Origin of the sequence: Pseudomonas sp. Q11, from assembly GCF_024494355.1 — a bacterium.
Lineage (GTDB): Bacteria > Pseudomonadota > Gammaproteobacteria > Pseudomonadales > Pseudomonadaceae > Aquipseudomonas > Aquipseudomonas hefeiensis.
The window spans coordinates 1-19,894 of record NZ_JAKNQY010000041.1 but is presented as its reverse complement, the minus strand read 5'-3'; the positions used below and the strand labels follow the sequence as shown (position 1 = coordinate 19,894).

Sequence of the window (19,894 nt, the reverse complement as noted above, 5' to 3'; positions counted from 1 at the left end):
GGGAGCGAGCCTGCTCGCGATGGCGGTGGGTCAGCCACCACTGAATTGCCTGACACTCCGCTATCGCGAGCAAGCTTTGCTCCCACAGAGGAATCCGGGCCGAACACAATTTTTTGCCCGCTGAAGTTCCAGCGTGGGAGCGAGCCTGCTCGCGATGGCGGTGGGTCAGCCACCACTGAATTGCCTGACAATCTGCTATCGCGAGCAAGCTTTGCTCCCACAGAGGAATCTGGGCCGAACACAATTTTTTGCCCGCTGAAGTTCCAGTGTGGGAGCAAGCTTTTCTCCCATAGGTGATTGGTGGTGCCCAGGCGGAAATAAAAAACCCCGCAGCTTTCGGTGCGGGGTTCTGGGTGTATAGCTCAGCGCTTAGTGATGCTCACGCGTCGCACGGAAGTTCACATCCGGCCAGCGCTCTTCCATCAGCGCCAGGTTGACCCGGGTCGGCGCCAGGTAGGTCAGGTGACCGCCGCCGTCCAGCGCGAGGTTTTCCACGGCCTTGTTGGAAAATTCCTCGAGCTTTTTCTTGTCGTCGCATTCGATCCAACGGGCGGAGTACACGGTGATAGGCTCGTAGGAGCACTCGACCTTGTATTCCTCTTTCAAGCGGCTGGCGACGACGTCGAACTGCAGCACACCGACGGCGCCGAGGATGATGTCGTTGCTGCGGGTCGGGAAGAACACCTGGGTGGCGCCTTCCTCGGCCAGTTGCTGCAGGCCCTGGCGCAGTTGTTTGGACTTGAGCGGATCCTTCAGGCGTACGCGACGGAACAGTTCCGGGGCGAAGTGCGGGATGCCGGTGAAGCCCAGGGCTTCGCCTTCGGTGAAGGTGTCGCCGATCTGGATGGTGCCGTGGTTGTGCAGGCCGATGATGTCACCGGCAAAGGCTTCTTCCAGTTGCTCGCGCTCCGAGGAGAAGAACGTCAGGGCGTCGCCGATGCGCACGTCCTTGCCGGTGCGCACGTGGCGCATCTTCATGCCTTTTTCGTATTTGCCGGAACAGATGCGCATGAACGCGATGCGGTCGCGGTGCTTGGGGTCCATGTTCGCCTGGATCTTGAACACGAAGCCGGTGAACTTCTCTTCCACCGGTTCCACGGTGCGCTCGTTGGCCACCCGGGCCAGCGGGCGTGGCGCCCAATCGACAACGGCATCGAGTACGTGGTCCACACCAAAGTTGCCCAACGCAGTACCGAAGAACACCGGCGTCAGTTGGCCGTCGAGGAACTCCTGCTGGTTGAATTCATGACAGGCGCCCTGCACCAGCTCCAGTTGCTCGACAAAACGGGCGTACTCGTCGCCCAGGTGGGCGCGGGCCTCGTCGGAGTCGAGCTTCTCGATGATTTTGGTTTCGGTGCGTTCATGACCATGCCCGGCGGTGTAGACGATGATGTAGTCGTCGGCCAGGTGGTACACGCCCTTGAAGTCACGGTAGCAGCCGATCGGCCAGGTGATCGGCGCAGCCTTGATCTTCAGGACCGCCTCAATCTCGTCGAGCAGTTCGATCGGGTCACGAATGTCGCGGTCCAGTTTGTTGATGAAGCTGACGATCGGCGTGTCCCGCAGACGGCAGACGTCCATCAGGGCGATGGTCCGTGGCTCGACGCCTTTACCGCCGTCGAGGACCATCAGCGCCGAGTCCACCGCGGTCAGGGTGCGATAGGTGTCTTCGGAGAAGTCTTCGTGGCCCGGGGTATCGAGCAGGTTGATCATGTGATCGCGATACGGGAACTGCATGACCGACGTGGTAATGGAGATACCCCGTTGTTTTTCCATTTCCATCCAGTCGGAGGTGGCATGGCGGTCGGACTTGCGAGATTTCACCGTGCCGGCCACTGCAATCGCCTTGCCCATCAGCAAGAGCTTTTCAGTGATGGTGGTCTTACCGGCATCGGGGTGGGAAATAATGGCGAAAGTGCGGCGTTTCGCGACTTCGGCGGCCTGTTTGGTCATGGGAAATCGCCTGGCAGGTGATTCAAAAAAGGGCGGCGATTATAGCTCAACTTGTGCCAGGAACCGAACCATTGGGCACATCCGGGGTGGCCAAATGCCCCTTTACGTGGGAACCTTTCGCCCCGTGAAGACGTCCACCCCCCTGATACGGCTGTTCGTCAGGGTCTGCAAAATCAGCAAGTTAGCCTGACGAGGCTGCGCTTATGGCTCAATTTACAGGCCGTTTTACCGGCACTGAACAGAGCTGCTTCTCGCGAACGTTTTCCCGGCAACCTTGACGGTTTGCCGCACGGGAAAGCGCGCGCCGACTGAAATACAAAGGAGTCCGCCTGTGGCTATCCGCTATGGCAAAGGGCTGACAGGGGGCGCGATCGTCGTCGCTCTCCTGGCCCTGCTGGTCTATTGGATCGGTATCGATACGATTGAGCGTTACCACGACGATTTACTGTTTTACCTGCAAGCTCACCTGATGCTCGTTGTGGCGTCCATGTTGGCGGCTCTGATCGTCGGCATCCCCGCCGGCATCGCCCTCAGCCGCCCCGCGATGGTCGGGCGCGCCGAACGCTTCATGCAAGTCTTCAACATCGGCAACACCGTGCCGCCCCTGGCCGTACTGGCCATCGCCCTGGGCTTCCTGGGCATCGGCAGCGGGCCCGCCATCTTCGCCCTGTTCCTCGCCTCGCTGCTGCCCATCGTGCGCAACACCTACGAAGGCCTGAAGAACGTCCAGGGCTCCCTCAAGGAAGCCGCCGTCGGCATCGGCATGACCCCGCGCCAGGTGCTGTGGAAAGTCGAGTTGCCCAATGCCGTGCCGATCATCGTCGGTGGTGTGCGGGTGGCACTGGCGATCAACGTCGGCACAGCCCCACTGGCGTTCCTGATCGGCGCCAACAGCCTTGGCAGCCTGATCTTCCCCGGCATCGCCTTGAACAATCAGCCGCAACTGCTGCTCGGCGCGGTGTGCACCGCCCTGCTGGCGTTGCTGCTCGACGGCCTGGTGACACTGGCCAGCCGCCTCTGGCTGGAACGCGGTCTGCGAGCGGCATAGACCCGGCTGCAATAAAGGAATCGTTATGAAGAAGTTGAGCTTGATACTGGGCTGCGTCCTGCTGTTCGCAGGATTTGCCCAGGCCGCTGAAAAACCGCTGATTCGCCTCGGCGCCCGAGTGTTCACCGAGCAGACGCTGCTGGCAGAAATCACCGCCCAATACCTGCGCGGCAAAGGCTACGACGCGCAGATCACCGGTGGACTTGGCAGCAACCTGGCCCGTAGCGCCCAGGAGAGCGGACAACTGGACCTGCTCTGGGAGTACACCGGCGTGTCGCTGGTGTCCTACAACCACATCACCGAGAAACTCGACAGCGCGCAGTCCTACGCCCGGGTGAAAGAAATCGACGCAAAAAAAGGCCTGACCTGGCTGACGCCGTCGAAATTCAGTAACACCTATGCCCTGGCCTTGCCGGAAAAAATCGCGCAGCAATATCCACAGATCAACACCATCAGCCAATTGAACAGCGTGTTACAGGCCGAGGCCGATGAAAATCACCTGGTGGCCCTGGACACCGAGTTCGCCAACCGCTCCGACGGGCTGGATGGCATGGTCGAGCTGTACGGCATGAACCTGACCCGCGAGAACATCCGGCAAATGGACGCGGGCCTGGTCTACACCGCCCTGCGCAACAGCCAGGTATTCGCCGGCCTGGTGTACACCACCGACGGGCGCCTGAGCGCGTTCAAACTCAAACTGCTGGAAGACGACAAGCAGTACTTCCCGGACTACACCGCCGCGCCCGTGGTGCGCCAGACGACTCTGGATGCAAATCCGCAACTGGCCGCGCAGCTCAAACCCCTGGCCGAATTGTTTGACGATGAAACCATGCGCCAGCTCAACGCCCGCGTGGACGTCAACCACGAAAGCCCTTCCGCCGTTGCCGCCGATTTCCTGCGCCAGCATTCCCTGCTCTCAACCCAATGACCTGGAGGAAAAGCCATGGATTTTCTTGACGCCTTTTCCCATCTGGACTGGCCACTGGTGCTGCACCTGACCTTGCAGCACATCACCCTGGTGGGCATCGCCGTGACCCTGGCAATTGTGGTCGGCGTACCGCTGGGCATTTTCATGACCCGCTTTCCGACCCTCGCCGGCCCCTTGCAGGCCAGCGCCACGGTGCTGCTGACCATTCCGTCGATCGCCCTGTTCGGCCTGCTGCTGCCGGTCTATTCCACATTCGGCCAAGGCCTGGGGCCGATGCCGGCGATCACCGCCGTGTTCCTCTATTCCTTGTTGCCGATCATGCGCAACACCTACCTGGCCCTGACCGGTGTCGAACCCGGCATCCGCGAAGCTGCCCGTGGCATCGGCATGACCTTCGGCCAGCGCCTGCGCATGGTCGAGCTGCCCATCGCCGTGCCAGTGATCCTGGCCGGCGTGCGCACCGCCGTGGTCATGAACATCGGTGTCATGACCATTGCCGCCACCATCGGTGCCGGTGGCCTGGGCGTACTCATCCTCGCTTCCATCAGCCGCAGCGACATGTCGATGCTGATCGTCGGCGCCGTGCTGGTCAGTCTCCTGGCCATCTTCGCCGACCTGCTTCTGCAATGGCTGCAACGTTCGCTGACTCCAAAAGGACTCCTCAAATGATCGAACTTCAAAACCTCAGCAAAACCTTCAAGAGCAACGGCAAGGACGTCAAGGCCGTGGACTCGGTGAGCCTGACCGTCAACGAAGGCGAGATCTGCGTGTTCCTCGGGCCATCGGGCTGTGGCAAAAGCACCACGCTGAAGATGATCAACCGCCTGATCGCGCCCACCTCGGGCAAGGTCTTGATCAACGGTGAAGACACCACCGGCCTGGACGAAGTGACCCTGCGCCGCAACATCGGCTATGTGATCCAGCAGATCGGCCTGTTCCCGAACATGACCATCGAGGAAAACATCACCGTGGTCCCGCGCCTGCTGGGCTGGGACAAGCAAAAATGCCACGACCGCGCCCGCGAATTGATGAGCATGATCAAGCTTGAACCCAAGCAGTACCTGCATCGTTATCCGCGGGAACTGTCGGGCGGCCAGCAGCAACGGATCGGCGTGATCCGCGCACTGGCGGCCGATGCGCCGCTGTTGCTGATGGACGAACCCTTCGGCGCGGTGGACCCAATCAACCGCGAGATGATCCAGAACGAGTTCTTCGAGATGCAACGGGCACTGAACAAGACCGTGATCATGGTCAGCCACGACATCGACGAAGCCATCAAGCTGGGGGACAAGATTGCGATCTTCCGCGCCGGCAAGCTGATCCAGTTCGATCACCCTGACACGCTACTGGCGCACCCTGCCGACGAGTTCGTCAGCAATTTTGTCGGCCAGGACAGCACGCTCAAGCGCTTGTTGCTGGTCCGGGCTGAAGACGCGGCGGACAATGCACCCGCGGTCAGCCCCGAGACACCGGTGGCCGAGGCGCTGGAGTTGATGGACGAACATGACCGTCGCTACCTGGTAGTGACCTGCGCCGAGAACAAGGCCCTGGGTTTTGTACGACGTCGCGACCTGCACCGCCAGACCGGCGCCTGCTCGCAGTACCTGAGCGAATTCAACGCCACAGCGGCTTACGACGAACACCTGCGGATCCTGTTGTCGCGCATGTACGAGTTCAACCGTTCGTGGCTGCCGGTGATGGATGCCGAGCGGGTGTTCCTCGGGGAGGTGACGCAAGAATCGATTGCCGAGTACCTGAGCTCCGGCAAGTCCCGTGGAGGCAAGACCAGTATTGTTTCGCCAGCCGAGACTGCGGTGGCCTGATTGGGCACCGCAGGCTTTTGTGGCGAGGCTTTTGTGGCGAGGGAGCTTGCTCCCGCTTGAGTGCGAAGCGCTCATCGCTTTTTTGGGGCGGCTTCGCCACCCAGCGGGAGCAAGCTCCCTCGCCACAAGGGCAAGCGCTGCATTCAGAGCTCTGCGAAACAGATCAAAATGAACATCAATCTGTCACACAGGTCGGTTACATCAGGAGCTGTCGCGGGCCACACGACGAATGAGTGCAAAAACGCGACATTTTTTGTTGATCTCAGGCCCCTCACGCCCTAAAGTTCGCGCCGAACGTCCATGCTGGAAACGATCCATCCGGCTCAAGTACTGACGACGAGACAGCAAGGCCAAGGGAATCATGCATCCCGTGGCCTTTTTGCTTTCGGCGACATGCCTTGGGAAGTAGGCGAACCAAAGTGGGGATACGGAGGACGTTCACGAGGGCTGCTTGCCCTCAAACCCATTGATCCTGATGTTTGCCAGTAGGAGTCCCAAGTATGTCGATCCAGGTCGAAGATTATTTTGCGCGCGAAACCTTTCAGAAAATGAAGGCGTTCGCCGACAAGCAGGAAACCCCGTTCGTGGTGATCGACACCGCGATGATCTCCCAGGCCTACGATGACCTGCGCGCCGGTTTCGACTTCGCCAAGGTCTATTACGCCGTCAAGGCCAACCCGGCGGTGGAAATCATCGACCTGCTCAAGGATAAAGGCTCGAACTTCGACATCGCCTCGATCTATGAGCTGGATAAAGTCATGAGCCGTGGCGTAGGCCCGGATCAGATCAGCTACGGCAACACCATCAAGAAATCCCGGGACATCCGCTACTTCTACGAGAAGGGCGTGCGCCTGTATGCCACGGACTCCGAAGCCGACCTGCGCAACATCGCCAAGGCCGCACCGGGTTCGAAAGTCTATGTGCGTATTCTTACCGAAGGCTCGACCACCGCTGACTGGCCGCTGTCGCGCAAGTTCGGCTGCCAGACCGACATGGCCATGGACCTGCTGATCCTGGCCCGCGACCTGGGCCTGGTGCCGTACGGCATTTCCTTCCACGTCGGCTCGCAACAGCGTGACATCAGCGTCTGGGACGCCGCGATTGCCAAGGTCAAGGTGATCTTCGAGCGCCTGAAAGAAGAAGACGGCATCGTGTTGAAGCTGATCAACATGGGCGGTGGCTTCCCGGCCAACTACATCACCCGCACCAACAGCCTGGAAACCTACGCCGAGGAAATCATCCGTTTCCTCAAGGAAGACTTCGGCGACGAACTGCCGGAGATCATCCTCGAGCCGGGCCGTTCGCTGATCGCTAACGCCGGTATTCTTGTCAGCGAAGTGGTGCTGGTGGCCCGAAAATCGCGTACCGCCGTCGAGCGCTGGGTATACACGGACGTGGGCAAATTCTCCGGCCTGATCGAAACCATGGACGAAGCCATCAAGTTTCCGATCTGGACCGAGAAGAAAGGCGAGATGGAAGAAGTGGTCATCGCCGGCCCGACTTGTGACAGCGCCGACATCATGTACGAGAACTACAAGTACGGTTTGCCACTGAACCTGGCCATCGGTGACCGCCTGTACTGGCTGTCGACCGGTGCCTACACCACCAGCTACAGCGCGGTGGAATTCAATGGCTTCCCGCCGCTGAAATCGTTCTACGTGTGATTCGCTGATCGCAGGACCCGAAAGCCCGTGACTGTGTCACGGGCTTTTTTGTAATAGCGCGAAACGCGCCCATAAGCGTGGCTTTTATGTGTATTTATGAATGGTTCTCGATAACATGCGCGCCGTGATGAACAGCACTGACTGAAAGGCGGGCGACGTGTTTAAGAAAACCCTGTTCCAGTTGCACTGGTTTTTCGGCATCAGCGCCGGGCTGGTCCTGGCGTTTATGGGCATTACCGGTGCCGCGGTGTCGTTTCAGGACGAAATCCTGCGGGCGTTGAACCCCCAGGTGTTGATGGTCCCGAAACAACCGGAAGGCGTCCTGCCGCCTGCCGAGCTGGTGCAACAGATCGAGGCCGCTTCCGGTAAAACCGTCGCCATGCTTTGGGTCGAGACCGACAGCGGCCACGCCGCACGGGCGATTTTCGCCGCCCCGCCTGGGGAAAAGCGCGGGCCCATGCGCTATTTCAACCCGTACAACGCACAGTTCATGGGCGACGTAATGGGCCAGGATCTCTTCGGCCTGATGCTCAGGCTGCACCGCGTCCTGGCCCTGGAGGATGTGGGTCGGCAGATTACCGGTGCCTGTACCCTGATCCTGGTGTTTTTCTGCCTGTCCGGGCTGTACCTGCGCTGGCCGCGCCAATGGAAAAGCTGGCGTGCCTGGCTGACCCTCGACTGGGCGAAAAAAGGCCGCAGTTTCAATTGGGACCTGCACTCGGTGGCGGGCACCTGGTGCCTGGCGTTTTATCTGCTGGCGGCCCTGACCGGCCTGACCTGGTCCTACGATTGGTACAACAAAGGCGTAACCCGCCTGCTCTCCGATTCCCCTAAAGAAGAACGGGTGCGCAACCGCGGCGCAGCTCCGAGCGGCCCACCGCCGGTGGCCGATTACCGGGCCATGTGGAGCAGCATCTACAGCGCCGCCGGCCCTGGCCTGACGTCCTACAACGTGCGCATGCCGCCGGTGGCCGGGCAACCGGCGACGGTGTACTACCTGCTGAAAAACTCGCCTCATGACCGGGCACTGAACCAGCTCACCCTCGACCCGGCCACCGGCGTCATCAGTCATCACAGCCGCTACAGCGACAAGAGCCTCAAGGCGCAGTTGCTGACCAGCGTCTATGCCCTGCATATCGGCAGTTATTTCGGCCTGATCGGGCGGATCCTGGTGACGGTCGCAGCGCTGGCCATGCCGCTGTTCTTCATCACCGGCTGGTTGCTGTACCTGGACCGTCGCCGCAAGAAGCGCAACATCAAGAACGCCCGCCAGGAACTGGCCGCCCACCACAGCGACGCCCCGGCGTGGCTGATCGGGTTCGCCAGCCAGAGCGGTTTCGCCGAGCAACTGGCCTGGCAGACCGCCGGCCAGCTCCAGGCCGCCGGTTTGCCGGTGAAGGTCCAGCCGCTGGCCGGTATCAGCGAGCAGGAGCTGAGCAATTGCAGCCACGCCCTGTTCGTCGTCAGCACCTTTGGCGACGGCGAAGGACCGGACAGCGCCCGGGGTTTCGAGCGCAAAGTGCTGGGCCGGGCCCTGAGCCTGGAGCGCCTGCAGTATTCGGTACTGGGCCTGGGCGACCGGCAATACGAAAACTTCTGCGGCTTCGCCCGACGCCTGCACGCCTGGTTGGCGGAGCATGGCGGCAAGACCCTGTTCGCTCCGGTGGAAGTCGACAGTGGCGACCCTTACGCCTTGCGTCACTGGCAACAGCAATTGGCCGAACTGACCGGCCAGGCACCGCTGGACATCTGGCAGGCGCCCAGTTTCGAGAACTGGACCCTGCACCAGCGCACCTTGCTCAACCCCGACAGCAGCAGCTCTGGCGTGTATCTGCTGGGTCTCACCACGCCCGGCCCGAGCAGTTGGCTGGCCGGTGACCTGGTGGAAATCCTGCCGCGCAACGACCTGTCGGCCATCGAACAGTTCCTGGATGGCCTGGGCATCGCCGGCGTCGCTCGCGTGCAGGTCGATGGCTTGTCCCAACGTCTTGATCAGGCCCTGGCCAACCGCCAACTGCCGGAAAATCGCGCCCATCTGGTGGGCATGCATGCCCAGGCGCTGGTGGATGCCCTGGCGCCACTGGCACTGCGCGAATACTCCATCGCTTCAATTCCCGCCGATGGCTCGCTGGAACTGATGGTACGCCAGGAACGTCACGCAGACGGCAACTTGGGTATCGGCTCCGGTTGGCTCACCGAGCATGCGCCGCTGGGCAGTGCCATTAGCCTGCGGGTACGCCGTAACAGCGGCTTCCATCTGCCGCCCCAGGGCGTGCCCATGATCTTGCTGGGCAACGGCACTGGCCTGGCCGGCCTGCGCAGCCTGCTCAAGGCGCGGGTGGCTGAGGGCATGCAGCGCAACTGGCTGCTGTTTGGCGAGCGCCAGCGCGAGCATGATTTCCACTGCCGTGACGAGTTACAGGAATGGGTGACATCCGGCGATCTGGAGCGCCTGGACCTGGCGTTTTCCCGGGATCAGGAACAGAAAATCTACGTTCAGGACCGCCTGCGCGAATCCTCGACCCTGCTCAAGCAATGGTTGGCCGACGGTGCGGTGATCTATGTCTGCGGCAGCTTGCAGGGCATGGCCTCGGGCGTGGACCAGGTGCTCAACGACGTGCTCGGAGCCGCGGCAGTGGAGCGCTTGATCGAGCAGGGCCGGTATCGGCGGGATGTCTACTGACAAACGCCCATCTTTAGTACCCCTGTGGAAGCAAAGCTTGCTCGCGATGGCGGTATATCTGTCTAGAAATGGCTACTGACAGTCCGCCATCGCGAGCAAGCTTTGCTCCCACAGAAGCCTCTCCCACAGAGGCTCCTGGCACGACTGACAGTCAAACCGGCTGCAACTTCTTCTCGAACACAGCCAGGCCTTCCAAGTCCCGCAACACCACGCTCATCTCCCCGCTCTGGCCATCGATGTTCACCTCGCCAAAGAACTGGTACCCGGCAAACGGCGAGGTGTTCTGGGCCGGGGGGGCTTTCTGGAACACCACTTCGGGGCCGAACGTCTTGTCCAGAGGATTGGGCCCGAAGCTGCCGGCGTTCAACGGCCCGGCGACAAACTCCCAGAAGGGTTCGAAATCCTGGAACGCGGCCTGTTCCGGGTGGTAATGGTGGGCGGCGCAATAGTGCACGTCAGCGGTGAGCCAGACGTAGTTGCGCACCTGATGCTTGCGCAGGTAGCCAAGCAATTCGGCGATCTCCAGTTCACGGCCCTGGGCCGGCCCCGGATCACCGTTGGCCACCGCTTCCCAGCGCGGCACGCCGGGACTGACTTCGCCGTCGGGCACGCCCAAGCCGATGGGCATGTCGGCGGCAATGACTTTCCACTGGGCACGGGACTGCTTCAATTCGCCCTTGAGCCAGTCCAACTGCCTGCGACCGAGAAAGGGTTTGGCCCCGCCGAGGTTGGCGTCGTTGGCTTCGCGGTAGCTGCGCATGTCCAGCACGAACACATCCAGCATCGGCCCGTAAGCGAGCTTGCGGTAGATCCGCCCGCCTGCGTCGGCCTTCTGCAAGCGCATGGGAGCGTATTCCAGCCAGGCCTGCCGCGCACGGCCCACAAGGCTGTGGATATCCTTGGTCTGGTAGCGTTCATCCAGTTGCTTGCCCGGCGACCAGTTGTTGACCACCTCATGGTCGTCCCACTGCCAGATCTGCGGCACCTCGGCATTGAAGCGGCGTACGTTTTCGTCCATCAGGTTGTAGCGATAGTTGCCACGATATTCATCCAGGGTTTCGGCGACCTTGCTCTTGGCTTCGGTGGTGAGGTTGCGCCAGATGCGCCCGCCTTCGGTGGTGATCTGCGCCGGCACCGGACCGTCAGCGTAAATGGTGTCGCCGCTGTGGATAAAAAAATCCGGCAGGCGCAGGCGCATGGCTTCGTAGATGCGCATGCCGCCAATGTCCAGGTTGATGCCGAAGCCTTGGCCGACGGTATCGCCGCTCCAGACAAACCGGATGTTGCGCTTGAACCGCGGCACGCTGCGCAGGTGACCGAGCCAGGGCTCACTGGCGACGCCACTTTGGGCATCTTCAAAATGCACCCGGTAAAAAATCGCCTGGTCTGCCGGCAGTCCGGTGAGTTCAACCCGGGCGGTAAAATCGCTGCGACTGTCGGCCAGTGGCGAGACGAAACGCCGCGGGTTGGGCAACTGGCTGCGAGTGTCCCATTCCACCACCATCCGGGCCGGACGGTCGCAGCGACTCCAGATCATCGCCCGGTCGCCCTGCAAATCGCCTGACTGCACGCCATCGGTGAGCACCGGGCGATCCTTGACCGAGGCAATCACCGCCGGCGCCAGCCCCGGCAACAACAACCCCGCCCCCACGGCTTGCATCACACGGCGACGGCCCAGGTCGAATTCGCTCATGGTGTTTCCCCTAAAAGGGAAAACTTAAGCATGGTCGTGTTAATCGGGTGTGACAGGAATCTTGTGAACACCCCAACACCACTGTGGGAGCGAGCCTGCTCGCGATTGCAGAGTGTCTGGCGACCCATTGTCGACTGATACACCGCTATCGCGAGCAGGCTCGCTCCCACAGGGAATTTTCATTGTTCAAACTAAAGTGGTCAGGCCTTGGCCGGCTCCAGCGCCATCTCCACGACTTCCGGCCGCTTGAGCAGCGCATAGGACACCGCCGTCAGCAGACTTCCCGCCACGATCGCCAGCAAATACAACAACGCATGATTAATGGCGTTGGGGATCAGCATCACGAACAGGCCACCGTGGGGCGTCATCAGTTTGCAGCCGAAGTACATCGATAGTGCACCGGTCAGCGCACCACCGGCGATGCTGGCCGGGATCACCCGCAACGGGTCCTTGGCGGCGAACGGAATCGCCCCTTCGGAAATGAAGCACAGCCCCAGCACCAGCGCCGCTTTACCGGCCTCGCGTTCGGTCTGGGCAAACTTGCGGCGGGCGATGAAGGTCGCGATGCCCAGGCCAATCGGCGGCACCATGCCAGCGGCCATGGCCGCCGCCATCGGTGCATAACTTTGCGACGCCAGCAGCCCCACCGAAAATGCATAGGCGGCCTTGTTGATCGGCCCGCCAAGGTCGACACACATCATCGCCCCCAGCAAGACACCCAGCAGGATCGCGTTGGTGGTGCCCATGCTGTCGAGGAAATGGGTCAGGCCATCCAGCATGCCCGCCACCGGTTTGCCGACGATGTAGATCATCACCAGACCGGTAAACAGGCTCGCCAATAGCGGGATGATCAGGATCGGTTTGAGCGCTTCCAGGCTCTGGGGCAGACGCACGTAGCGGTTGATTGCCTTGGCGGCGTAACCGGCCAGGAAACCGGCGATGATCCCGCCAATGAACCCCGCGCCCAAGGTGCTTGCTAGCATCCCGCCGATCATGCCGGGCGCCAGGCCGGGACGGTCGGCGATGGAATAAGCAATGTAGCCGGCCAGCAACGGCACCATCAGTTTGAACGCGGTGTCGCCGCCGATCTGCATCAGCGCCGCCGCCAGCGTGCCGGGTTCCTTGAATGCGGTAATGCCGAACACGAACGACAAGGCAATCAACAGACCACCGGCCACCACCATCGGCAGCATGAACGACACGCCGGTCAGCAGGTGCTTATAGACGCCGGTCTTCTCCGAGTTTGCCGCAGCGCTGGCAGCGCCCGAGGCGCTTTCCTGGCGGCCTTCGGCCAACGCCTTGTTCAGCGTGGCTTCGGCCTGCTTCAAGGCGATACCGGTGCCGCAGCGATAGATTTTCTTGCCGGCAAAACGCTCGGTGGCCACTTCAATGTCGGTGGCCAACAGCACCACGTCGGCCACAGCGATAGCCTCGGCACTCAGCGGGTTGCGAGCGCCCACCGAACCCTGGGTCTCCACTTGCAGGTCGTAACCGAGTTTCTTCGCTGTTTGCTGCAACGCCTCGGCGGCCATGAACGTGTGAGCGACGCCAGTCGGACACGCGGTGATGGCGACCAGGCGCGGGGCGCGCTCAGCCGAGACCGCCGGCGTCTGCTCCAGCACCTCGGATTCGACCAACACTTCGGCCTCTTCGGCGCCACGGCGCAGCAACGAGTCAACGTCTTGCAGGGCCTGGGCCGGGGTGCTGCGAAACAGACGTTTGCCGACGAACCGCGACAAGTCCACCGGGCCGCTGGCAACCAACAAAATCCACTCAGCCGCGTCGAGGGTCGCGGCCGACAATTGGCGTTCAGGATGGGCCGCGTCATGGACTTCCACGCTGGTACTCCAACCCTGACGCTGGGCCGCCGCGTCCAGCAGGCGGGCGCACAACACACTGGTGACCATGCCGTTCGGGCAGGCCGTCACAATGGCTAATTTCATTCTTGCGAACCCTCTTATTGTTCTGTCAGGGGGCGCACGCGCACGCCCTGTTCAAGCGACGCCAGCAACGCGGTGTCATGGATGCCAAAACCGATCTGCGTCACGGCCATGGCGGCGATGGCCGTGGCGGTGCGCAGGGTCTGCTGCGGCGTATCGGCGTTGAGCAGGCCATGCAGCATGCCAGCCAGCAGCGAATCACCGGCACCCACGGTGCTGGCGACAGTGACGCTGGGCGGCGAAGCATGCAGCGCCGAACCGACACCGAACCAGTTCACGCCGTCGGCGCCGTGGGAAATCACCACATGCTCGATGCCTTGGGCGTGCAATCGTTGCGCCGCTTCAGCCTGGGCAAATTCGCTCACCACGTCGCAACCCAGCGCATCGGCCAGTTCCTCGGTGTTTGGCTTGATCAGCCACGGCCCCGCCGCGAGGGCGACGCGCAAGGCTTCGCCGCTGGTGTCGAGGGCCACGTTCAAGCCCAATTTCTTCAAGCGAATGATCAGCGCCTGCAACCATTGCGGGCTAACACCCCGGGGCAGGCTGCCCGCCACCACCACGACATCGTGGCCGGGGGCGATTTGTTCCAGTCGCTCAAGCAACGCTTGCTGTGCGGCGTCATCAACCACCGGGCCTGGACCGTTGAGGTCAGTGATGCGCCCGTCCTGCTCGGCCAGCTTGATGTTGCTGCGGGTCTCTCCTGGGACGCGGATAAAAGCGTCGACAAAACCGCGCTGGGCGAACAGCGTTTCGAACGCCTGGGCGTTGTCTGCACCGAGAAAGCCACTGACGGTCAGGGTATGGCCCAGGTCAGCCAGCACCTGGGCCACGTTCACGCCCTTGCCGGCGGCATGGCTGTGCATGGCATCGCTGCGGTTGACCTGGCCTGGTTCCAGGCGCGCCAGTTCCACCGTGAGGTCGAGCGCCGGGTTCAGGGTCAGGGTCAGGATCTTGGCCATTACAACGCCTCCACTAATGCACGCACGTCATTGGCGCTGCCCACGGCCAAGGCCTCTTGGGCCAGGATTTTTACTTGCGCAAGGCTCACTTCGCGCACTCGCGCCTTGACTTCGGCGATGCTGCGGGCCGAAACGCTCAGTTCGTCCACCCCCAGGCCCACCAGCACCGGCACCGCCAACGGATCAGCCGCCAGCTCACCGCACACACCGACCCACTTGCCATGCGCATGGGCGGCACGCACGGTGATGTCGATCAGTTGCAGCACCGCCGGGTGCAGGCCGTCAGCCTGGGCCGAAAGGGTTGGGTGACCGCGGTCGATGGCCAGGGTGTACTGCGTCAGGTCGTTGGTGCCAACGCTGAAGAAGTCGACTTCCTTGGCCAGCACCGGCGCCAGCAGTGCAGCGGATGGCACCTCGATCATGATGCCCAGTTGCAGGTCCGCCACCGGAATCTCCAGGCGCAGGCGCTCGGTCATGTCCCGGGCCTGGCGCCACTCATCGACGCTGCCCACCATCGGGAACATGATCCGCAACGGACGGTTTTCGGCAGAACGCAACAAGGCGCGCAATTGCGCTTCCATGATCTGCGGACGTTGCAAGGTCAGGCGAATGCCACGCACGCCGAGGAACGGGTTCTCTTCTTTCGCAATCGGCCAGTACGGCAGCGGTTTGTCGCCGCCCACATCGAGGGTGCGCACCACCAGCGGGCGACCGGCCAGGCCATCGAGCACCTTGCGGTATTCGGCTTCCTGAGTCGCTTCATCCGGGGCCTGGGTGTGAGCCATGAAAATCAGTTCGGTGCGCAGCAGGCCGATGCCTTCGGCGCCCTGCTCCACCGCACGGGTGACACCGGCGCTCTCGCCGATGTTGGCGAATACTTCCACGGCATGACCGTCACGGGTCAGCGCCGGTTGATGACGTTGTTCAGCGGCCACCTTGAGACGTTGCTCGCGGGTGTCGCGCTCTTCGATGGCCCGTTGCAGCGTGGGCGCGTCGGGGTCCACGTGCAGGCGACCGCGCTGGCCGTCCAGCAACAGTGAAGTACCCGGCGCCAGCAGCAACACCGCCGCACCGGCCCCCACCAGCGCGGGGATACCCAGGGCCCGGGCGACGATGGCGCTGTGGGCGGTGGCGCCGCCGCGCGCGGTAAGAATCCCCGCCACGCGGGCGGGATCCAGACGGGCGACGTCGGACGGGCCCACCTCGTCCATCACCAGAATGTACGGTTGCTCGGGTTCGCTCGGGGTTTCGACGCCGCACAGTTGCGCCAGCACACGCCGGCCGACGTCCCGCAGGTCGGCGGCACGTTCGGCAAGCAGTGCGTCCTGCAACGCCTCCTGTTCTTTCGCGGCGGCTTCGATCACGCCCATCCACGCCGCTTGCGCGCTCTCGCCCAGCTTCAATCGGGTGTCGACTTCGTCGGTCAGCGCCGGGTCGTCGAGCATCTCCTGATGGGTGATAAAGATTTCGCGGATGGCCTTGGCCTTGGCGCGTTCGACCAGACCTTCGATATCGCGGCGCACCTGGTTCAAGGCGTTTTGCAGGCGCTCGCGCTCGATGGCCGCCGACTCGCCGCGCAGCGGATAATCGATGGCCTGCAGCACTTGGATGTGGGCCGGACCGATGGCAATACCTGGGGCCGCGGCAACGGCCTGGATCAGGCTGCCGGACTCGGGCGCCAGCATCACGGTGGCAACTTCGGCCATGGTGGTTTGCTGTGGCGCACTCGGTGGTGGCAGCGGCTCGACTTCTTCGCCCAAGCCTTCCTCGATCGCGGCCAACAGGGCCGGCAAGGCGTCGGCGGCGATGCTGGGTTCGGCGATGAACTCCAACACCTGGCCGCGACGAGCGCCCAGGCTCAGCAACTTGCTCAGACTCTTGACCGACACAGCGCTGTCCTGGCCGTCGACGATGCGCACGCGGATCTCGCCTTCGAAGCTTTTTGCCAGTTGCGCGAGGATCTTCGCCGGACGCGCATGCAAGCCGTGGGCATTGGCCAGGCCGATGCGAGCGCTGGGCCAGTCGGCGGGCAGTTCGCCGCCCAACACTTCCAGCACCTTGCGGCTACTCGTGGCGCGGCCCAGTTCATGGCCGCGGCCTTCGATCAACAACGCGCAGAGCCGTTCGAGCAAGGCCTGGTGCGCCTCGCCGAGGCTGGCGAGACAGAACAGGCCGCTCAATGGCTGACCGAGATAACGGATGGGCTTGTCCGGCGTGACGAAGGCCAGGCCCGGGCGTTTGACGGTCTGTTCGCTGTGCAGCCACCACAGGCCATCGCCCAGCGGCAGCGCCTCGACCTGCTGCAATACACCCGCAAAGCCGTTGCTCACACAATCGGCCTGGCGCAGCAGACGGGCGCCGCGCCAGACCAACTCTTCGAAATCGTCGGCCGACACGCCGAGGCCGATCATCTGTGCATCCAGAGCCAGTTCCTGTGGCGCGCCTTGCAGCAGCTTCAGCAGCGCTTCGGCCGAACCTGCGCGGCGCAGGGCCTGGCCCAGGTCCGTCTCGCCGAGGGCGCGGGTCAGCAGTTGCAGCAGACGCAAGTGTTCGTCGGACTTGGCCGCGATACCGATCGCCAGGTAAACGATCTGCCCGTCGCCCCAGTCCACGCCGTCGGGGAACTGCAGCAAACGCACCCCGGTGGAGTAAACAAGATCGCGGGTTTGCGGGGTGCCGTGGGGGATGGCAATACCTTGGCCAAGAAAGGTCGAGCCCTGGGCCTCGCGAGCCTGCAAGCCGGCCAGGTAACCTTCGGCTACCAGGCCATCGGCCACCAGTTTGTCAGCGAGCAGTTGCAGCGCGGCGTCTTTATCCACAGCTGTCTGAGCCATGGATATCTGCTCTAGAGTGAGCTCGAGCATGCTTTCTCCTTTTTGGCGTCGGGTTGGCGCCAGGTATTGTTTTGAATGAATCAGCTTAACGTTACAGGACGGCTTTTGGCGCTATCGCGGCAGACGGGCCAAAAAATCCTGCTAACCTTGAAAATACGCCTGCTGAAACGTTTAATCTAGAAAGATTGGCACGTTACTCGATAATCTCTCATCCTTGAAGTGCAACTTGTCGCCGCCGTCGCGACAGTCACCGTCGTCCTGAATCGGGTAGGATGCCCCTCATTGTCGGGGCAAACTCGAAAAAACAAGGAAAACCGGGTTGAAACTCAGTGATATCGCCCAGTTGGCCGGTGTGTCCGTAACCACCGCCAGCTATGTCATCAACGGCAAGGCCGAACAGCAACGCATCAGCAGCGCCACCGTCGAACGTGTGCGCGCGGTGGTCGAGGAACATGGCTTCACGCCCAACCCCCAAGCAGCCGGATTGCGCAGCCGGCACACGCGCACCTTGGGCTTCATCTTGCCGGACCTGGAAAACCCCAGTTACGCCCGCATCGCCAAGCTGCTGGAACAGGGTGCCCGGGCGCGGGGCTATCAACTGCTGATCGCCAGCTCCGACGATGCGCCCGAGAGCGAGCGACAGCTGTTGCAACTGTTCCGCGCCCGGCGTTGCGATGCGCTGATCGTCGCCAGTTGCCTGCCGGCCGGGGACGACAGTTATCGCCAGTTGCAGGCCAAGGGCATCCCCATCATCGCCATCGACCGGGTGATGGAGCCTGCACATTTCTGCTCAGTGATCAGCGATGACCGCCAGGCCAGCCTGCAACTGACCCGTAGCCTGCTGGAAACCAATCCCCGCCAGATCGCGCTGATCAGCGCCCGGCCCGAGTTGAGCATCAGCCAGGAACGCACCGCCGGGTTCAACGAAGCCCTGGCCGGATTCCAAGGCCAGGTATTGATCGAGCACGGCGAGTCGTTCAGCCGTGAATGCGGTCGCCAGTTGATGGATGAATTGCTCGCGCGATTGGGGCACCTGCCTGATGCGTTGATCACCACCTCCTATGTGCTACTGCAAGGGGTGTTCGACGCCCTGCACGACTTCCCGCTCAAGTCGCGTCCGCTACGCTTGGGCACCTTTGGTGATACGCAACTGCTGGACTTCCTGCCACTGCCGGTCAACGCCATGTCCCAGCAGCATCAACTGATCGCCGACAAGGCCCTGGCGCTGGCCCTGGCCGCCATCGAAAACGATGATTACCAACCCGGGGTGCAGGCCATCGCACGCACGTTCAAGCAGCGCATTCATCAGGGCTGAGCATTCTTCAGGATTGAAGCATGGAACTGATCGATACCCACACCCATCTGGATTTCCCCGACTTCGACGCGGACCGCCCGGCGCTGCTGGCGGAAAGCCGTGCCTTGGGCGTCCGGCAGATGGTGGTGCTGGGGGTGTACCGGGATAACTGGCAACGGGTTTGGGATCTGGTGCAAGGCGACCCGGACCTGCACGCCGCCCTGGGCCTGCACCCGGTGTATCTCGACCAGCATCGCCCCGATGACCTGGGGCAATTGCGCCAATGGCTGATCCGCCTGGCCGGGCATCGGCAGTTGTGTGCGGTAGGGGAAATCGGTCTGGACTACTTCGTCCAAACCCTGGACCGCGAGCGTCAGCAGGCGTTGTTCGAGGCGCAGCTACAACTGGCGGCGGAATTCGAATTGCCGGCGCTGATCCACGTGCGCCGCAGCCATGCCGCCGTGATCGCCACCCTCAAGCGCATTGGCCTCAAGCGCGGAGGGATCATCCACGCCTTCGCTGGCAGCTTTGAAGAGGCCCGCGAATACATCAAGCTCGGTTTCAAGCTCGGCCTCGGTGGCGCCGCCACGTGGCCCCAGGCCCTGCGCATGCACCGGGTGCTGGCCAAACTGCCGCTGGACGCGGTGGTGCTGGAAACCGATTCGCCGGACATGGCTCCGGCGATGTTCCCCGCTCAGCGCAACAGTCCGGTGCATTTGCCGGCTATTTGCGAAGCCTTGGCGGGGATTATGACGATCAGCCCTGAGCAACTGGCCGAGGCCAGCACGGCCAACGCCCGCCAACTGTTCAATTGGTGACCCCCTGTGGGAGCGGGCTTGCTCGCGAAGGCGATCTGTCTGAACCGGCGATGCTGAATGTGACGCCGTCATCGCGAGCAGGCTCGCTCCCACAGGGGAATTGCGGCGGACGCAAAATTTGTGAACACCACCGATAAAAACTGTGGGAGCGAGCCTGCTCGCGATAGCGGTCTGCCTGAAAAGCTGATGCTGAATGGGCCAACGCCTTCGCGAGCAAGCCCGCTTGTGTCTTGCATCGTGATTAGACTGAAGGTGAG

At 62.4% G+C, this 19,894-nt stretch carries 13 protein-coding genes; 8 read left to right on the top strand and 5 right to left on the bottom strand.

Annotated elements, in window-relative coordinates:
• Nucleotides 1–369 precede the first annotated feature (369 nt).
• Nucleotides 370–1,953 (bottom strand): peptide chain release factor 3, encoded by a 1,584-nt coding sequence (locus tag MA884_RS26775; RefSeq protein WP_256233319.1) that lies wholly within the window; start codon nt 1,951–1,953, stop codon nt 370–372.
• A gap of 331 nt (nt 1,954–2,284) precedes the next feature.
• Here MA884_RS26775 and MA884_RS26770 point away from each other — a divergent pair, with 331 nt between their 5' ends.
• The 6 genes from MA884_RS26770 to MA884_RS26745 all read left to right on the top strand — a co-directional run bounded on the left by MA884_RS26770 (nt 2,285) and on the right by MA884_RS26745 (nt 10,099).
• Nucleotides 2,285–3,001 (top strand): ABC transporter permease, encoded by a 717-nt coding sequence (locus tag MA884_RS26770; RefSeq protein WP_256233318.1) that lies wholly within the window; start codon nt 2,285–2,287, stop codon nt 2,999–3,001.
• A 25-nt stretch (nt 3,002–3,026) separates the two neighbouring features.
• On the top strand, nt 3,027–3,929 hold the full coding sequence (locus MA884_RS26765; protein ID WP_256233317.1) for a glycine betaine ABC transporter substrate-binding protein: 903 nt from the start codon (nt 3,027–3,029) through the stop codon (nt 3,927–3,929).
• 15 nt (nt 3,930–3,944) lie between these two features.
• Complete coding sequence (locus tag MA884_RS26760) at nt 3,945–4,598, top strand: ABC transporter permease (protein WP_256233316.1); 654 nt, start codon at nt 3,945–3,947, stop codon at nt 4,596–4,598.
• Nucleotides 4,595–5,752: a betaine/proline/choline family ABC transporter ATP-binding protein gene (locus MA884_RS26755; RefSeq protein ID WP_256233315.1), complete on the top strand. Its 1,158-nt coding sequence runs from the start codon at nt 4,595–4,597 to the stop codon at nt 5,750–5,752. The genes MA884_RS26760 and MA884_RS26755 overlap by 4 nt, the downstream gene beginning before the upstream one ends.
• Nucleotides 5,753–6,252: 500 nt before the next feature.
• The gene (locus MA884_RS26750) at nt 6,253–7,416 is read left to right on the top strand and encodes a type III PLP-dependent enzyme (protein WP_256233314.1); all 1,164 of its coding nucleotides are present in this window, start codon (nt 6,253–6,255) and stop codon (nt 7,414–7,416) included.
• Between the two features lie 157 nt (nt 7,417–7,573).
• Nucleotides 7,574–10,099, top strand: a complete 2,526-nt coding sequence (locus MA884_RS26745) for a sulfite reductase flavoprotein subunit alpha (RefSeq protein ID WP_256233313.1) — start codon at nt 7,574–7,576, stop codon at nt 10,097–10,099.
• A 151-nt stretch (nt 10,100–10,250) separates the two neighbouring features.
• Here MA884_RS26745 and MA884_RS26740 read toward each other — a convergent pair whose 3' ends face one another.
• From MA884_RS26740 to ptsP, 4 genes are all read right to left on the bottom strand, one after another.
• Entirely contained in the window at nt 10,251–11,792 is a 1,542-nt protein-coding gene (locus MA884_RS26740; protein ID WP_256233312.1) for an alkaline phosphatase, read from the bottom strand.
• A gap of 200 nt (nt 11,793–11,992) precedes the next feature.
• Entirely contained in the window at nt 11,993–13,735 is a 1,743-nt protein-coding gene (locus MA884_RS26735; protein ID WP_256233311.1) for a PTS fructose-like transporter subunit IIB, read from the bottom strand.
• 14 nt (nt 13,736–13,749) lie between these two features.
• Complete coding sequence (gene pfkB / locus MA884_RS26730; RefSeq protein WP_256233310.1) at nt 13,750–14,691, bottom strand: 1-phosphofructokinase; 942 nt, start codon at nt 14,689–14,691, stop codon at nt 13,750–13,752.
• Nucleotides 14,691–17,555: a phosphoenolpyruvate--protein phosphotransferase gene (gene ptsP / locus MA884_RS26725; RefSeq protein WP_256233309.1), complete on the bottom strand. Its 2,865-nt coding sequence runs from the start codon at nt 17,553–17,555 to the stop codon at nt 14,691–14,693. Before ptsP ends, pfkB begins: the two co-directional genes overlap by 1 nt.
• A 289-nt stretch (nt 17,556–17,844) precedes the next feature.
• Here ptsP and cra point away from each other — a divergent pair, with 289 nt between their 5' ends.
• Together cra and MA884_RS26715 are read left to right on the top strand one after the other, a co-directional pair.
• A complete protein-coding gene (gene cra / locus MA884_RS26720; protein WP_256233308.1) occupies nt 17,845–18,840 on the top strand; it encodes a catabolite repressor/activator in 996 nt (331 codons plus the stop codon).
• A 20-nt stretch (nt 18,841–18,860) separates the two neighbouring features.
• On the top strand, nt 18,861–19,637 hold the full coding sequence (locus MA884_RS26715; protein ID WP_256233307.1) for a TatD family hydrolase: 777 nt from the start codon (nt 18,861–18,863) through the stop codon (nt 19,635–19,637).
• Nucleotides 19,638–19,894: the final 257 nt, after the last annotated feature.

Bases quoted from the DNA above. Each gene is read 5' to 3' on its own strand.
- MA884_RS26740 (WP_256233312.1), bottom strand. From the start codon at position 11,792: ATGAGCGAATTCGACCTGGGCCGTCGCCGTGTGATGCAAGCCGTGGGG.
- MA884_RS26765 (WP_256233317.1), top strand. From the start codon at position 3,027: ATGAAGAAGTTGAGCTTGATACTGGGCTGCGTCCTGCTGTTCGCAGGA.
- MA884_RS26715 (WP_256233307.1), top strand. From the start codon at position 18,861: ATGGAACTGATCGATACCCACACCCATCTGGATTTCCCCGACTTCGAC.
- MA884_RS26760 (WP_256233316.1), top strand. From the start codon at position 3,945: ATGGATTTTCTTGACGCCTTTTCCCATCTGGACTGGCCACTGGTGCTG.
- MA884_RS26775 (WP_256233319.1), bottom strand. From the start codon at position 1,953: ATGACCAAACAGGCCGCCGAAGTCGCGAAACGCCGCACTTTCGCCATT.
- pfkB (WP_256233310.1), bottom strand. From the start codon at position 14,691: ATGGCCAAGATCCTGACCCTGACCCTGAACCCGGCGCTCGACCTCACG.
- MA884_RS26735 (WP_256233311.1), bottom strand. From the start codon at position 13,735: ATGAAATTAGCCATTGTGACGGCCTGCCCGAACGGCATGGTCACCAGT.
- MA884_RS26750 (WP_256233314.1), top strand. From the start codon at position 6,253: ATGTCGATCCAGGTCGAAGATTATTTTGCGCGCGAAACCTTTCAGAAA.
- ptsP (WP_256233309.1), bottom strand. From the start codon at position 17,555: ATGCTCGAGCTCACTCTAGAGCAGATATCCATGGCTCAGACAGCTGTG.
- MA884_RS26755 (WP_256233315.1), top strand. From the start codon at position 4,595: ATGATCGAACTTCAAAACCTCAGCAAAACCTTCAAGAGCAACGGCAAG.